This is a genomic window from Nocardiopsis sp. RV163 (assembly GCF_001029525.1).
Taxonomy (GTDB): Bacteria; Actinomycetota; Actinomycetes; order Streptosporangiales; family Streptosporangiaceae; genus Nocardiopsis; species Nocardiopsis dassonvillei.
In genome coordinates, this window is sequence record NZ_LEKI01000144.1 from 1 (window position 1) to 14946 (window position 14946).

Genomic DNA, 14946 nt, shown 5'->3' on the forward strand with positions numbered 1-14946 from the left:
GTGCGCGGCGGGGAGTTGGCGGGGGGCGCGGCCGGTCCCGGGCGCCAGGTGCAGGTTCACGTCCCCGTGGAGTGAGCCGACCTGGACGGCTGTTCCGCTGATGTCGCCGCGCACGGTGTTGGTCCGGGTGCCTGGGTCAGTGGTCGGGGAGGTGTGACAGGGGGAGTCCACGTGGTCTCCTAAAACACCTGTGACAAATGGTGTGTAAGGGGCTCAAGGTGCAGGCCGAGTTCGGGTATTTCTCTTTGGCGCTGATTTATTTGCCCTGACAAGCGGCTCCCCGAAACCGTCGTGCGCTCGGGGCCCGATTGTAGCCGTGCATTTGCACGTGCGCATGCTCGTTACCTCGAAGGATGTGGGTGTGTGGTCAGTCGGAACGCGGTCCGGAAAAAGGAAAAGGGCCCGACGCCAACAGCGTCAGGCCCTACCACTCAAGTTGGCCTAAAGGTCAGTCAAGTACCACCATTGGGGTAAGCGGGGCCTCCCAAATGTAAGCCCAGGTGTGCGGAGCCACGGCAAGGAGGGAACTCAGGAGGAGTACGCTTATTACCTTCATCGCCATCTTTCGCGTCGGGCCCCTGCGTCGCGCTCGAAGCAGTGTCAGGGGTCAGTCGTGGCGCGATGAAAAGAGGGACGCCCCAGGGGCTACTGGGGCGTCCCGTCTTTTACCGCAAAGAGCACATGTCGGTCACATGACTCCAGGCTGGTGTCAGCCTGGCTAAGTGTACTGATTACACCCTGGGATTTGGGCCAGGTAGAAGCCTGTTTTTACCGCTTCGGTAAGGTGTCCAGCAGTGACCGCACGACCTGTGCCTCGGGTGAACCGAGTTCGGTGAAGATCGCCTCGGACCGGATCAGGCTCGTGCGTCCTTCGCGCACTTCGCCGTGCGAGCTCAGGTGCTGGCCCAGGGCACGCAGAGCTTCTGCCCGTTCCTTGCGCAGACCGTGTTGCTCGGCCGTTGAGGCCGCCTTCCGCAGGTACGTGCCCACGCGACCGCTGTCTCCGTCCGCTGCTTCGATGCGGGCCAGCCCCAACAGGCTGTCGACGGTCGCCAGAGGGTTGAGAAACGTGCCCATGGCCAGGCCGCGGCGGAAGTGGGACCGGGCCTGGGTCAGATGTCCCGTGGCGAGCTGGGCGGTTCCCAGGGTCGTCAGGACGGTGCCCGTCGTCCACGGGTCACGAAAGGTCTCGAGGATTTCCAGGGCTTCCCGGAGGCATGGCACGGCTTGCTCCGGCCGTCCTCGCTGCAGGGACAACTCGCCCATGTTCGTCAGGGCGAACGCCTCCTTGCGCCTGTCACCGCGCTGGCGAGCCGTGGTCAGGACCATCTCGCACAGTGCCCAGGCCTGGCGGTGGTACCCCAGTTGCTGGAAGGCGCCCGCCAGGTTTATCCGCACCTCCATGAGCAACTGCGGGTCCCGCGAGCGTTCCAGTACTGCGGCGGCGTCGCTGAGGTCGGCGATCGCCTCGTGGGACGCGCTTACCGAGAGGAGGCACAGCCCGCGCACACGTAGGCAGAACACTGTGCCGGGGCGGTGTCCGCGCGTCTCGAACGTCTCCAAGGCCTGTTCGGCCAGGGCCCGACCTCCGGCATAGTCGTTGCCTACAAAGGAGATCATCGCCCGCTGGGCCACGGCCCACGCCTGTCCCAGCGGGTCACCGGCCTCGGACCACCGCTCATGGGCCGAACGGCTGTGCTCTTCGGCGCGGCCCAGCTCTCCCACGCGCAGAAGGGCGCGTGCCAGGTCGAAGTGGGCCCTGGCACGCTCACGGTCCTCCCCGTGACCGCTCGCCCACTCGACCATGGCGGTGTGCAGCGTGACCGCCTCGGACCAGGGGCCGTGCGCGTCCATGTGGTCGCACACCACCCGCGCCAGTCGCAGAGCAGTACGGTCCGCGCCGTGCCGGTCGGCCTCCGCCACCACGGTGAGCACGGTAGCCAGTTCGCGCCGGAACCACGCCATGGCACTTTCCTCCGGCCACCGCTCCCCGGTCGGGAACGGTTCGCGGCCGTCGCGTCCGGGCCGGTGCGGGTGCAGTGCGTGGTCGGCCCGGCTCGTCAGCGACAGGTAGGCGGCGTGCATCCTCCGCCTGGCCGCCAGGGCCCGCTCCGGGGACAGACCGTCGCGCGCGCGGTGGCGGGCGTGGACCTGGAGCAGCGCGTGCATCTCGAAGCGGTCGGGTTCGGGCTCGTTCAGCAGGTGGGCGCTGACCAGGTCCATGAGGGCCTGTCGTGAGGCGTGCTCGTCGGGGCCGACCAGCGCCGCCGCCACCCGCCCGTCCATACCGCGGGTGGGGTGCAGGCCGAGCAGGAGGAAGGCGTCACGGGCCCCCGGGTCCATGGCGTCCACGGACACGTCGAAGATGCGTGAGAGGTCCCGGCTCCCCACCCGGAAGGCGTTCAGTCCCGGGTGGGAGGGTGAGGGCAGCCTGTGCAGCAGGTCGCGCGGCGACCACGACGGATGGAACTGGGCCAGGTTGGCCACCAGCCCGACGGCTAGCGGCAGCCTGTCGCACCGTTCGATGATCTCGGCGAGGGTGTCGGCCTCCTCCTCGCCCCACGGCCGGTCGAGGGCGGCGGCGAAAATCTCGGCGCACTCGTCTTCGGAGGGGAGCCCGAGCGGCAGGTGGTCGGCGCCCTCCAGCTCCGGGAGGAAGAGGCGGCTGGTGATCACTACGGCGCACCGGGTTCCGCTGGGCAGCAGCGGTAGGACCTGTTCGGCGCTGGCTGCGTCCTCCAGGAGCAGCAGCAGGCGCATCGACCGCGTGTGCTCGCGCCACAGCGCGACGCGTTCGGCCAGGCTCAGCACGGTGGGCGGCACCGGCACGCGCAGCAGGCGCATGAGTTCGGTGAGCGCCTCCTCCGCGCTCAGCGGAGCGGCCCGCTCGTCGTGCCCGCGCAGGTCCACCGACAGCCGCGCGTCTGGGTAGAGGTCCTTGACGCGGTGGGCCACGTGCAGGCTCAACTGGCTCTTGCCCACCCCCGCCATCCCGCAGACGACCCACAGGTGCGCGAACCCCGACTCCGTCTCCCGCAGCCGCGAGCAGAGCAGGCGCGTCTGCGCGGTGCGTCCCCGGAAGCGGCGGGGGTCGCGCGCCAGGTTGTCCACGATCGTGCGCGGCCTCCCTGCCGCGGGCGGCGGTGCCTGCGGCCCACCGTCCACCTCCGGACCGGCGGTGGACCGCAGCAGCAGTTCGAACCTGCGCCGCAGCGCGGGGGAGGGGTCCACGCCCAGCTCCTCCGACAGCCGCTCCCGCAGCCGCTGGTAGGCCGCGAGGGCGTCGGCGGTCCTGCCCAGGGCGTGCAGCCCGTGCAGGAGGTGGCCGTGCAGGGACTCGTTGACGGGGTAGGAGACCAGCGCCGAACCCAGGACCTCCACCGCCTCCGCGTGCTCGCCCTCGGCGATGGCCAGCGAGGCCCACACCGCCAGTGCGTCCTGGTGGGAGCGTTCCATGGCCACACGCAACTGCTCGACCCAGCGTCCGCCCACGCCCGCCAGGGGCGGCCCCTTCCACAGCGCCAGCGCCTCCTCCAGAGCCGTGCGGGCCTCGGCGGACCGGCCCGCCTGGTGCAGGGCGCGGGCGCGTGAGCGCAGGCTCCGGAAGCGCTCCCAGTCCAGCGCCTGGGCGGGGAGGCGCAGCAGGTAGCCCTCGGCGGTGTGGGTGAGGACGGTGCGGTCCAGCCCCGCCGACTCCAATTTGCCCCTCAGACGGGTGACGTAGGTGTGCAGTGTGCTGCGGTAGCCCTCCGGCGGAGAGCCGTTCCAGAGCCGGTCGGCCAACTCCCGGAGGGGCAGCCGTGCCGGGCTGGTCAGCGCCAGGGCGGCAAGGAGCGCGCGTTCCTTGCCGGTGGTCGGGGTGACCTGGCGTCCTTCGCTGCTCAGATGGATGGAACCCAGAACGCAGAGTCTCACCGGCGGATCCTTGTCGGGAAGTGCCCCCGTTTATCGCTCTCGCTTATATGTGTGCCCTTCTGGGGTTGTTGAAACTTGTTTTGGCTCCTTTGTAATGGTGCTCGATATTTTGCACGTGCATTTTCTGGTGAAAGTACTATTTGGTAATATCGAATGATGTCCGAGGTGTCCTGTGTGGTTTCTGTGTGCCCGGGCGGCGGTGGGTGTTCCCGTCCCTTCCCCCGGAAGGCATGCTGGTGAGCGGCCTGTCGGGGGGCTGCCGTGCGCTGCGGAACCGCTACGCGGGGCTCCTTTTCCGGGCTTCGAGTGTGCCGGGGGCTACGCGAACCGGGGTGCGGCCGGGCGCCCGCCCGCGGCGCACGGTCCACCGAACCGCCCACCACCCGCCGGGCTCCGCCCGTCCCGCTTCTCCCGTGCGGCTCGGCCGTGCCGCACCGGTGTTTCCGGGAGGGCTGATTCCACGGTCTGACAAGTCCTCCGCCCTCCCCGCGCCGCCGTGCCACGGGCGCCGTTCTCCGTGCGCCCGCGCGGGGGCCGGTGTGGCCGTCCCCACTACGGCTGGAGCGGGGGGTGTACCGGGGCGGGCCCGGCGGCGGCTACGGTGCTGTTGGGCACAGGACGAGCGCCGCGCCGCTCCGTGTGGCCCTTTTCTTTGTCGGTAGCTTCTTGCGGCCCCGCTCCGGGGCATCCTCCGGGAGGAACTGGTGAACAGCGGCAACCCCCCTGAACGGGACATGCGCCTGATCGTGACCGGAGGGGGAACGGGCGGACACACCTATCCGGCCCTCACCGCCGTGCGCGCGCTGCGTGACCGGCTGGCGGCGGCCGGGGTCGCCCTGCGCGTGCTGTGGGTGGGCACCGCGGACAGCCTGGAGTCCCGTGTCGCCGCCGCCAACGGGATCGCCTTCGAGTCGGTCGCCACCGGCAAGATCCGGCGCTCGAAGAACCCCCTCAAACTCGCCTCCCGGGCCAACATCAAGGACATGGGCAACGTCCCCAGGGGCGTCGCGCAGGCCCGCGCGCTGGTCTCGGACTTCGCCCCCGACGTGGTCCTGGCCACCGGCGGCTACGTGGCCGTGCCCGTGGGCCTGGCGGCGAAGATGTGCCGCCGCCCCCTCGTGGTGCACGAGCAGACGGTCCGCCTGGGCCTGGCCAACAAGGTCCTCGCCCGCGTCGCGGCCCGTGTGGCGGTGTCGTCCCCGTCCACGACCGAGCTGCTGCCCGACTCCGCGCGCGACAACGCGGTCATCACCGGCAACCCGGTGCGCCCGGAGGTGCTGACCGGGCAGGCCGACCGGGCGCCCGGGGGACTCGGGTTCACCGGCTACGACTCCTCGCTGCCCACCGTCTACGTCACGGGCGGGGCGCAGGGCGCCGTGCAGATCAACGGCATGATCCGCGACATCCTGCCCTGGCTGCTCGCGCGCGCCAACGTCGTGCACCAGTGCGGCCCGGCCAACCTTGAGGAGGCCCGGCTCGGCGCGGCCCAGCTCCAGCCCGGCCTCGCCCAGCGGTACCACCTGACCGACTTCGTCGGCCCCGAACTCCCCGACGTGCTGGCGCTGGCCGACGTGGTGGTCTCCCGCAGCGGCGCGGGGACGATCGCGGAGCTGACCGCGCTGGGCAAGGCCGCGGTGTTCGTTCCGCTGGCCTCGTCGGCGGGCGACGAGCAGCGCCACAACGCCCGCCACCTCCAGGAGTCGGGTGCGGCGGTGGCCCTGCTGGACCGGGTCGACGCCCAGGCGCTCCAGGCGGCGGTGGAGCCGCTGCTGGCCGACCCTCGGCGGCGAGCGGGGATCGCTGAGCGGGCCCGCGAGCACGGGCGTCCCGACGCCGCGGACCGGCTGGTGGACGTCCTGCTGGCCGCGGCCCGGGGGTAGCGGGCACCGAGGGCGCCGCCGGGACCGCGGGTGCCGGGCTCCGCTCCCGCCGGGGCCCGGACACGGCTCGCGGCGGTTCCGGCCCCGGGCCGTTCCCGCGCTCCCGGCAGGGCCTCGGCGAACGGTGCGGGCCCCGTTCAGATCCAGCCGTGTTCGGCGGCGATGTGCGCGGCCTCGTGCCGGTTGGCGGCGTCGAGCTTGGCGGCGGCGGCGGCGAGGTAGTTGCGCACCGTCCCCCGGGAGAGCGAGACGCGCCGGGCGATCTCCTCCACCGGTGCGCCGTCGCGGGCCAGCGCCAGCACGTCGGCCTCGCGCGGGCTCAGCGGCGAGTCGCCCGCGCTGATCGCCTCGGCCGCGAGTTCGGGATCGACGTAGCGGCCTCCGGCCGCGACCTTGCGCACGACCTCGGCGAAGGTGCGCGAGGACACGGTCTTGGGCAGGAAGCCGTTCACACCCGCCGCGAGCGCCGACTTCAGGTAGCCGGGGCGGCCGTGCGAGGTGACGATGACGCACCGGCATCCGGGCAGCTCCGCGGCGAGCCTGCGGGCGATCTCGATGCCGTCGGGACCGGGTAGCTGCAGGTCGAGCAGGGCCACGTCCGGGCGGAGTTTGAGCGCCATGGCCAGCGCCTCGTCGCCGGAGGCGGCCTGGGCGACGACCTCGAAGTCCTCCTCCAGATCGAGCAGTCCGGCGATGGCGTCGCGGATGAGGTGTTCGTCGTCGGCGACGAGGATGCGTGTCATCTGGGAGCGTCCTTCGGAAGCGGGAGCGCGGCGTCGAGCAGGAACCAGTCTCCGTCACGGCGCGCCGTGACGCGTCCGCCGAGCGCGTGCAGGCGCTCGGACATCGCGCGCAGCCCGGTGCCCTCGCCGTCGCGGGCGGGCCGCGCGCGACCGGCTCCGTCGTTGGCGATGGTCAGGTGCACCTCCTCGTCCTCGTTCGCGGTGGCGATGGTGACCCGGGTGGCCGAGGCGTGGCGCAGCAGGTTGGTGACGCCCTCGCGCACTACCCACGCCAGGGGTTCCGCGCACCGCTCGGGTACGGGGTCGCCGGTGACCGTGCATCGGACGCCGGCGGACCTGAGCAGCGACCGGGCGCCCGAGACCTCGTCCTCCCAGGTCGTGCGCAGCTCGCCGCGTACCACACGGCGGACCTCGGTACCCGCGTCCTCGGTCAGTTCGCGGATCGCGGCGATCTCCGTCGCGGCCCGTTCACCGTGGCCGCGCTGGACGAGCTCGGAGGCCAGGGAGCTCTTCACCGCGATCGTGGCCAGCGTGCGGCCGAACACGTCGTGCAGGTCCCGGGAGATCCGCAGGCGTTCGTTGGCCAGGTCGAGCGCGGCGCGGTCCTCGTGCGCGGCCTGGAGTTCGAGCAGAACCCGCAGCATCCACGCGCTGGCCCAGCACAGCCACATGACGGCGCTGATCATCACCGCCCCGACCACTAGGAGCACGGGGTCCGCCAGGCCCAGGAGCGCCGTGGCCAGTACCAGCGCCGCCGCGTGGAGCAGAAACGCCCGGCGGGCGTGGAGGGCCGGTGCGAGGCTCGCGGCGGACGAACCGATCGCCGCCGCGGCCGTCATGCCCATCGCGGGCAGGGGGAGCACCAGACCCATGGCGACGAAGCCCGTCAGGACCAGCGACCACGCGGCGACGGCGGTGACGGGCAACCTCCGCGCGCGCCCGACGACGGTGTCGATGCTCCACTTGGTGACCAGGACGTTGCCGATGGCCAGAGCCAGGCACAGCACGGCCGCCGCGACCAGCGCGGTCAGGGGCACTCCGGCGATCCCGTCGGCCTCCACCACGCTGCGGATGAGGGTTCCGACCGGAGCCGCGACGACCAGGTAGGCGGACCAGCGCACGTAGATCTCGAACCTGCGCGCGCCGACCAGCGGCGGATTGCTCATGGACGTGATTCTCCCGTCACACCCGCTCCGCTCGCGCATCGGAGGGGGTCAGGACCGGTCCCGTCCCGCGCGTGCGCCACCACACCACCGCCGCGACGGCCACGACACCGACGCAGAGCACGGTCACCAGTACCGCTGACACGTTACCCGCCGAACGGTCGAGCGCGGCGTTCGGGTCGGCGTGCAGGACCATGAGGACCAGGGAGGCGAGTGTGTTGTGCAGTGCGTGGATGGCCACCGCGATCTCGATGCCGCCGGTGCGCCAGGTGATGACGGCCAGGCTGGCGGAGATCGTGAGTCCCCAGAGGTTGAACCACGGATCGCTCGAGATGTGGACGGCGGTGAAGACCAGGCTGGAGACGAGGACGCCGAGGAACAGCGCCGTACGCGGTCCGCGCCCCCAGCTCGCGGCGACGCGGAACACGAGCCCGCGGAAACCGTACTCCTCTCCCGCCGCCTGGAGGGGCGTCAACAGGAGGTTGATCACGAAGAACGCGAGGAGCGTGGCGGTGGACCACTGGACCTCCCGAAAAGGCATGACCGCGGGGCCCACGAGCGAGAGGAGCAGCCAGAGGGGGCCGATGTACAGGATGGCCCGGCCCAGCAGGTCGAACCGGAACCTCGACAGCACCGAGTGCAGAGACGGGCCGCGCACGCCGTAGAGCCACCGTTGGACCATCATGCTCCACGGGATGAGCAGGGCGATCGACGCCAGGTTCGCGGCGAGGAAGAGCGGTGTGTAGTCGGTGCCGCCGAAGGTCGGGTTGGTCCTGCCCATCAGGCTGTCGGCGAAGGCGGCGGCCACCGCCAGAACGAGGCTGGAGGCGAACAGCCCGGCCACCAGGAGCGCGATCGCCAGGAGGCCGCGCCCGACCCGGCGCTCGTCTCCCGCCAGCACCCGGTGGTACTCCACACCCGGCGGTAGGGGCCGCGGACCGCGGCGGCGCGCGCGCGGCGCGGCCGGACCGGAGGGCGCGAAGGGTGCCTCGGCCTGCGGAGGAGGCACACGCGGGGAGTGGTCGTCGTTGGTGCGCATGCTTCGACGCTAGTACTGGGAGCGAACGCCGCGGGGTGCGGCGGATCACGGGTTCCCTCTGTGTTCCGCACGGGCCGGGCATGACATCTGTCATGCCCCGGACACGGCGGGTCCGGCGCGGGCGCGCACCGGCCGTATGTCGGCGGGGACGTCTAGCATCGGCCCCATGACTACTCTGTCCCAGTTGCGCGAGGCCGCGCTCGCCCTTCCGGAGGCCGAGGAGGCCACCCGCTTCGGCGCGGTCGCGTTCTCGGTGCGGGGCAGGGACTTCGCCTCGGTGACCGGGGACGGCCGGGTTCTGCTCCGCCTCCCGGACGCCGAGGCCGAGGCCGCGGCCTCCGCGCACCCGACGGGGGAGCGGTGGGAGCGGGCGGGCACGCCCGTCGGCTTCGGCGTACCCCTGGCCGACGTGAACGGCAAGGACCTCAACGCCCTTATCCGGCGCGCCTGGCTGTCCCGCGCCCCCCGGCGGCTGGCCGAAGCGGCCGAGGCCGCCGCGTCCGCGGTCCCGGGTGGGGTGGGGGACCTGCCCCGGGCCATCGGCGCACCGGCGACCCGTGCGCTCGCGCAGGAGGGGCTGACCACCCTGGAGCGGGTCGCCGCGCTCACCGAGGCCGAACTGGGCGCACTGCACGGGGTCGGGCCCAAGGCGGTGCGGATCCTGCGCGAGGCCCTGGCCGAACGCGGTCTGTCCCCGCGCTGAGCGGTCCGGACGCCGGTCGGCGCGCCCTCTGACGTGGCGGGGCGCTTCGGCGGGCCGGAACACCGTCGGTTCACGCTCCGCCGGACCGGTCCGGCAGCCCGGCGGCGCGCCGCAGGCGCGCGAACTCCCCGATGAGCGGCCCCAGTTGCCAGTGCGCGTTGCGGCCGCTGGGGTTGGGCAGCAGCCACACCCGGGCGCCGCCGATCTCCGCGTCCTGGGGGCCCACCGCCGCGCGGCGTTCGGCGAAGGCCTCCCGGTAGGCGGTCACGCCCAGGACGGCCAGCCACCGGGGCCGCCACCGCAGGACCTTCTCCCGCAGCCTGCGCCCGCCCTCCGCGTACTCCTGCCGGTCCAGTTCGTCCGCCTGGGCCGTGGCCCGCTCGACGACGTTGGTGATGCCCAGGCCCAGGGAGAGCAGTTCGTCCTCCTCGTCCGGCCTGAGCTGGCGCGGTGTGAAGCCGGACCCGTGCAGGGAGGGCCAGAAGCGCGTACCCGGCTTGGCGAAGTGGTGCCCGACCGCGCCCGAGGTCAGGCCGGGGTTGATCCCGCAGAAGAGCACGCCCAGGTCCTCGGCGATCACGTCCGGGACGAGCCTGTTCCGGGCCGCCTCCAGCTCCGCCTTGCTCGGGCCGGGCCTGTGCCCGGCCCTTGCGGAGCGTGCGCGCGGGCGCTCCGCACCGCCCTTCGACCCGCCCTCTGCCCGTCCGCTCGCGGAGTCCATGTGCCACCCTTCCGTGTGCGCTGTCGGTGACGCGGGCGACCGCGTCACTGTCGCGGTCATCTGCCCGCGACCACTGTTCCCCAAGCACCGCGGGGTCGGGTGCCGCTCCCGCGAGCGCTAGGCCTCCATCGCGGGCAGCAGGCGAAGCACCAGCGGGGCCGAGCGCGGTTCGGCCAGTTCGGCGCCGTCGAGGACGACCAGCCCGGCCCCGGGCGGCACGGGAGCCTCAACCCCCTCTCCGGGGGGAACCCGGCGGAACCGGAACTCGGGTTCGCCGACCTCCTCACGCATCGCCGCCTCGTCCTCGGGCCCGGGCTGCCGCGCGGTCGATCTGCTGGTCCGCCCCACCGCCTCCGACGGGCCCGGGTCTGCGCCGACTCCCCGCGGCCGGGGCGGCGGCAGCCCGGGCACCAGCCACAGCGTCTCGCCGGGCGTGCACAGTCCGGCCAGCAGTCCGGGCACGGTGTCACCGGGTCCGGTGAGCCGCAGCGACGCGCTGCGGCCCTCCACCAGCCGCCCCAGGGCGGCGGCCTGCCCGTCCGAGAGCGCGACCGCCTCCAGCAGTTCCGCCGCCTCCTCCACCGGCGCCGCCGCCGAGGTGCCGCGCCGCAGCGGCCACCGGGGGAAGGCCGGCCTGGGCCAGACGTAGGGCAGGCCGCCGGGCGTGCCGGGGAACAGCGGCGCGTAGTGCGCCGGGTCCTTGTACACCAGGGCCGAGCGGTGCGACAGGTGCAGCGCGTCGTCGCCCAGCCACGGCGGGAGCATGTCGCGCTCCCACAGCTCCTCCTCCTCGGGGACGCGGCCCCCGGTGAAGGCCGGAAGCGAGGGCAGCACCGAGTCGGCGTACCCGCGGCGGCGCCACTCCCGGCACACCGCCACCCCGTAACCGGCCAGCGCGGGCACGAAGCCGCGCCACATCGCCACGGCCGGGTGGCGCTTCCACCCGTACTCGGGCCACACCAGGGCCCGCAGCACCTGCATGGTCTCCACCCGCTGCTTGCCCAGCCTGCGGTCGTCCAGCACCCGCGCGCACTCGGCGAACCCGGGGCGGGGCAGGAAGGTCTGCATCGTCCCCCCGTCCGGCCAGCGGCGTCCTCGCCGTTCAGGCCCTCGTGCGGTCCGCTACCCGCCCGCCGACCGTGCTACCCCCGGCGCCGGTCCGCGCGTCCCCGACCGGCACCGCCGCCGGGGACCGGCTGAGGGCGCCGGGCCGGGTCACGTCCAGGACGGCGATGTCGGGGGAAACCCGTCCAGCGCGGCAAGGGCGGCCGGGGCGGCGGCCCCCGCGTCGGGCGCGCCGCGCGTGGCGAAGCCGCTCAGTTCCAGGGAGGCGGTGAGCAGTCCGAGGATGTCGGCCTCGTCCTCGACGATGAGGGCCCGGGCCGCCGGAGCGGCGGTGCCGGAGGGCGCGTTGGGCATGCGGGAGCCCTGAAGGTTGGTGGGACGTAGGAACACGAAAGGTGAAGGGTCGCGGGCAGGAGTTCGGTGAGGACTCTCCTCCACCGGGAGTCACCGCCGTTCGCCCCCGGGGAACGGTTGACGCACCGCGACGCGCGGTATACCGCTGGTACGCGTTCGAGGCCGGAAGGGTTGGTCGCATGGGTGGTGTCCACGGGTTTCCCGCAGGTCAGGTCCACGGAGCCCGACCGGGGGACCCGCCTCCGCCCGCGTTCGGACTCCGGGTTCCCGTATCCGGACCCGCCTTCGGGCCGCCCGCGTCCGCGGTGGGGCCCACGCCCCCCGCGTCTGCGGTTCGACCCGACTCGTCCGCCCGGCACCGCCGACCCCGGGCGGGCGCCGCGTGATCGTCGTCGGCCTGTCCTCGGGAACCTCGGCCGACGGCATCGACGTCGCCGCCGCCCGCTTCGCCCTGGACGGGGACCTCGTCCTCCTGACCCCGCTGGGGCACCGCACCGAGCCCTACCCGGGCGACCTGCGGGAGGAGATCCGCGCCGCGCTCCCCCCGGCCCGCACGACCATGGAGGCCGTCTGCCGGCTCGACACCCGCATCGGCCGGGCGTTCGCGGACGCGGCGCTGCGCGCGGTCGGCGAACTCTCCGGCGGACGGGCCGACCTGGTGGCCTCGCACGGCCAGACCCTGTTCCACTGGGCCGATCAACGGGCCGACGGCGCCACGGTCCACGGCACCCTCCAACTGGGCCAGCCCGCCTGGATCGCCGAGGCCACCGGCCTGCCCGTGGTCTCGGACCTGCGCACGGCCGACGTGGCCGCGGGCGGACAGGGCGCGCCGCTGGCCAGCCTGCTCGACGCCCTCCTGCTCGGGGCGCGCCCCGAACCCACCGCGGCCCTCAACCTCGGCGGCATCGCCAACGTCACCGTCCTGCGTGGAGGGGAGGCGCCGCTGGCCTTCGACACCGGCCCGGGCAACGCCCTGCTCGACGCCGCCGCGCACCGGGTGAGCGGCGGGCGCGCCGACTTCGACGCCGACGGGGCCGTGGCCCGCTCCGGCCGCCCCGACCCCGCCCTGCTGGAGTACCTGCTCGCCGAGCCCTACTACCGCCTGCCCCCGCCCAGGACCACCGGGCTGGAGCTGTTCGGCCCCGGCTACCTGGACGCGGCGCTGCGCGCCACCGGCACGCCCGACGACGCGGACCTGATGGCCACCCTGGTCGAACTCACCGCCGCCACCGTCGCCGACGCGCTGCGCCCCCACGGCGTGGCCGAGGTGCTGGCCTCGGGCGGCGGCACCCGCAACCCGGTCCTCATGGAACGCCTCGCCGCCCGGCTCCGCCCGGCGCGGCTCTCCACGTTCGACGCCCTGGGGCTGGACAGCGACGCCAAGGAGGCCTACCTGTTCGCGCTGATCGGCTTCCTCACCTGGCACGGGCTCCCCGGCTCCGTGCCCTCCTGTACCGGAGCCCGCCGAGCGCCGGTGGCCGGACGCCTCACACCTGGCGCCTCACCGCTCCGGCTCCCCGAACCCGCGCCCGCCGTCCCCGCGCGCCTGCGCGTCGGGGCACGGGACCGGCGGACCCCCGCCCCCCACCACCACCCGGAGTAGCGCAGTGCAGACAATCGACCTCGTGGTCATCGCGGTGTACCTGCTGGGATCGGCCTGGCTCGGACTCAGGCTCTCCGGCCGACAGCGCGATATCAAGGACTACTTCATCGGCGACCGGAAGCTGCCCTGGTGGGCGGTGTGCCTGTCGGTGGTGGCCACCGAGACCAGCGCCCTGACCGTGATCAGTATCCCCGGCGTGGCCTACCTGGGCAACGTCACGTTCCTCCAGGTGGCGGTCGGCTACCTGATCGGACGGGTGGTCGTGGCCTTCGTCCTGCTGCCCCGCTACTACCGGGGCGAGATGACCACGGCCTACGCCTACCTCGGCATCCGCTTCGGCCGCGGCATGCAGGGCACGGCCTCCGTCGCGTTCCTGTTCACCCGGCTGCTCGCGGACGGGGTGCGGCTGTTCGCCGCGGCCATCCCCGTCAAGATCATCCTGGACTCCTACGGGATCGACCTGTCCTACTTCGCGATCATCGCGCTGCTGGGCGTGGTGACGATCCTGTACACCTTCGTCGGCGGCATCCGGGCCGTGGTCTGGGTGGACGTCCTGCAGATGGCGGTGTACGCGGTCGGCGGCGTCGCGGCGCTGGCGGTCATCGGGGGCGGCCTCGACGTGAACTTCCTGGCGGTGGCCGCCGACGCGGGCAAGACCCAGTTCCTCGACCTCACCTCGAACCCGGTCTCGGCCCCCTACGCGACGGTCACCGCGGTCCTGGGCGGGGCCTTGCTCTCCACCGCCTCCCACGGCGCCGACCAGATCATCGTGCAGCGGCTGCTGGGCTGCCGCAGCCTGCGCGAAGCCCAGAAAGCGGTGATCGGCAGCGCGGTCGTGGTGTTCTTCCAGTTCGCGCTGTTCCTGACCGTGGGCCTGGCGCTGTACGCCTACTACGAGGGCGCCTCGGTGGAGGGGATGGGCCTGGCCAACTCCGACGAGCTCTTCCCGACTTTCATCGTGGAGGGTCTGCCGGCCGGCCTGTCGGGCCTGCTGCTGGCGGGGATACTGGCCGCGGCGATGAGCACCCTGTCGTCCTCGCTGTCGGCGCTGTCCTCCTCCACCATGGCCGACCTGTACCAGCGGTTCAGCAGGCGCACGCTCACCGACGCCCAGGGCCTGCGGCTGGGCAGGCTGTTCACCCTCGGCTGGGGGCTGGTCTTCATCGGGGCGGCGGCGATGTTCACCGGCACCGACAACCCGGTCGTGGAGCTGGGCCTGTCCGTGGCCAGCCTGACCTACGGCGGCCTGCTGGGCGCGTTCTTCCTGGGGCTGTGGGTGCGCGGGGCCCGCCAGCTCGACGCGGTGATCTCCTTCGCGGTCGCGGTGTCCGCCATGGTCTGGCTGTTCCTCTTCCAGCCCGGCCTGGTCGGCTTCACCTGGTACACCGCCATCGGCACGACCATCGTGCTGGGACTGGGCTACCTGCTTTCGCTGCGCCACCGCGGCGCGGCGCCCCGCCCCGAGACGGCGCCTGGGCATTCCTCCGGCGCCGCGAACGGCGCGCAGGGCGGGTCCGCCCTGGCGGACGAGGGAGGGCGCTCCTGACCCCGCCCCGGCCCGCGCCGAGGTCCCGCCGCACCGCTGGACGGCACACCCGCCTCCGCGCACACAGGAAGGGCCGGTCCGGGAACCGGCGAATTCTAGGGATCGTTGCAACACTGAAGGTCAGTTGCTTGCTTGAAGCAGCTTAGCGAGGCGCTCGGCTGGGGTATCCCAGCCGAGCGTTTTGCGTGGGCGCCCGTTGAGCTGGACGGCCACC

At 73.0% G+C, this 14946-nt stretch carries 11 protein-coding genes; 4 read left to right on the forward strand and 7 right to left on the reverse strand.

What is annotated here, in order from left to right:
* Window positions 1–768: 768 nt before the first annotated feature.
* The gene (locus ABD54_RS20955; RefSeq protein ID WP_047871230.1) at window positions 769–3915 is read right to left on the reverse strand and encodes a BTAD domain-containing putative transcriptional regulator; all 3147 of its coding nucleotides are present in this window, start codon (window positions 3913–3915) and stop codon (window positions 769–771) included.
* A gap of 704 nt (window positions 3916–4619) precedes the next feature.
* Here ABD54_RS20955 and ABD54_RS20960 point away from each other — a divergent pair.
* The gene (locus ABD54_RS20960; protein ID WP_047871231.1) at window positions 4620–5795 is read left to right on the forward strand and encodes a UDP-N-acetylglucosamine--N-acetylmuramyl-(pentapeptide) pyrophosphoryl-undecaprenol N-acetylglucosamine transferase; all 1176 of its coding nucleotides are present in this window, start codon (window positions 4620–4622) and stop codon (window positions 5793–5795) included.
* Window positions 5796–5932: 137 nt separating this feature from the next.
* Here ABD54_RS20960 and ABD54_RS20965 read toward each other — a convergent pair whose 3' ends face one another.
* Genes ABD54_RS20965 through ABD54_RS20975 form a run of 3 tightly spaced genes read right to left on the reverse strand, consistent with a single transcriptional unit; the run spans window position 5933 to window position 8740 of the window.
* Window positions 5933–6538 carry a response regulator transcription factor gene (locus tag ABD54_RS20965; RefSeq protein ID WP_047871232.1) on the reverse strand — a complete coding sequence of 202 codons (606 nt, stop codon included), beginning with the start codon at window positions 6536–6538 and terminating at the stop codon, window positions 5933–5935.
* Window positions 6535–7704, reverse strand: a complete 1170-nt coding sequence (locus tag ABD54_RS20970) for a sensor histidine kinase (protein ID WP_047871233.1) — start codon at window positions 7702–7704, stop codon at window positions 6535–6537. The genes ABD54_RS20965 and ABD54_RS20970 overlap by 4 nt, the downstream gene beginning before the upstream one ends.
* Before the next feature lie 16 nt (window positions 7705–7720).
* Window positions 7721–8740: a CPBP family intramembrane glutamic endopeptidase gene (locus ABD54_RS20975; RefSeq protein WP_047871234.1), complete on the reverse strand. Its 1020-nt coding sequence runs from the start codon at window positions 8738–8740 to the stop codon at window positions 7721–7723.
* 166 nt (window positions 8741–8906) lie between these two features.
* Between ABD54_RS20975 and ABD54_RS20980 the strand changes: the two genes are divergently transcribed.
* Entirely contained in the window at window positions 8907–9443 is a 537-nt protein-coding gene (locus ABD54_RS20980) for a hypothetical protein (protein ID WP_047871235.1), read from the forward strand.
* Between the two features lie 70 nt (window positions 9444–9513).
* Here the strand turns inward: ABD54_RS20980 and mug are convergent, their stop codons facing one another.
* The 3 genes from mug to ABD54_RS20995 form a co-directional block, all read right to left on the reverse strand.
* A complete protein-coding gene (mug, locus tag ABD54_RS20985) occupies window positions 9514–10056 on the reverse strand; it encodes a G/U mismatch-specific DNA glycosylase (protein ID WP_047871240.1) in 543 nt (180 codons plus the stop codon).
* A 225-nt stretch (window positions 10057–10281) separates the two neighbouring features.
* A complete protein-coding gene (locus ABD54_RS20990) occupies window positions 10282–11232 on the reverse strand; it encodes an MSMEG_6728 family protein (protein ID WP_047871236.1) in 951 nt (316 codons plus the stop codon).
* A 147-nt stretch (window positions 11233–11379) separates the two neighbouring features.
* The gene (locus ABD54_RS20995) at window positions 11380–11583 is read right to left on the reverse strand and encodes a hypothetical protein (RefSeq protein WP_235432136.1); all 204 of its coding nucleotides are present in this window, start codon (window positions 11581–11583) and stop codon (window positions 11380–11382) included.
* Window positions 11584–11965: 382 nt separating this feature from the next.
* Here ABD54_RS20995 and ABD54_RS21000 point away from each other — a divergent pair, with 382 nt between their 5' ends.
* Together ABD54_RS21000 and ABD54_RS21005 are read left to right on the forward strand one after the other, a co-directional pair.
* Window positions 11966–13186: an anhydro-N-acetylmuramic acid kinase gene (locus ABD54_RS21000; RefSeq protein WP_047871238.1), complete on the forward strand. Its 1221-nt coding sequence runs from the start codon at window positions 11966–11968 to the stop codon at window positions 13184–13186.
* Window positions 13187–13190: 4 nt separating this feature from the next.
* Window positions 13191–14732, forward strand: coding sequence for a sodium:solute symporter (locus ABD54_RS21005; protein WP_047871239.1), 1542 nt, complete (start codon window positions 13191–13193; stop codon window positions 14730–14732).
* Window positions 14733–14946: the final 214 nt, after the last annotated feature.

Excerpts from the sequence above, each read along its gene's own strand:
- ABD54_RS20965 (WP_047871232.1), bottom strand. The coding sequence starts at position 6,538 with ATGACACGCATCCTCGTCGCCGACGACGAACACCTCATCCGCGACGCC.
- ABD54_RS20970 (WP_047871233.1), bottom strand. The coding sequence starts at position 7,704 with ATGAGCAATCCGCCGCTGGTCGGCGCGCGCAGGTTCGAGATCTACGTG.
- ABD54_RS20975 (WP_047871234.1), bottom strand. The coding sequence starts at position 8,740 with ATGCGCACCAACGACGACCACTCCCCGCGTGTGCCTCCTCCGCAGGCC.
- ABD54_RS20980 (WP_047871235.1), top strand. The coding sequence starts at position 8,907 with ATGACTACTCTGTCCCAGTTGCGCGAGGCCGCGCTCGCCCTTCCGGAG.
- ABD54_RS20990 (WP_047871236.1), bottom strand. The coding sequence starts at position 11,232 with ATGCAGACCTTCCTGCCCCGCCCCGGGTTCGCCGAGTGCGCGCGGGTG.
- ABD54_RS20995 (WP_235432136.1), bottom strand. The coding sequence starts at position 11,583 with ATGCCCAACGCGCCCTCCGGCACCGCCGCTCCGGCGGCCCGGGCCCTC.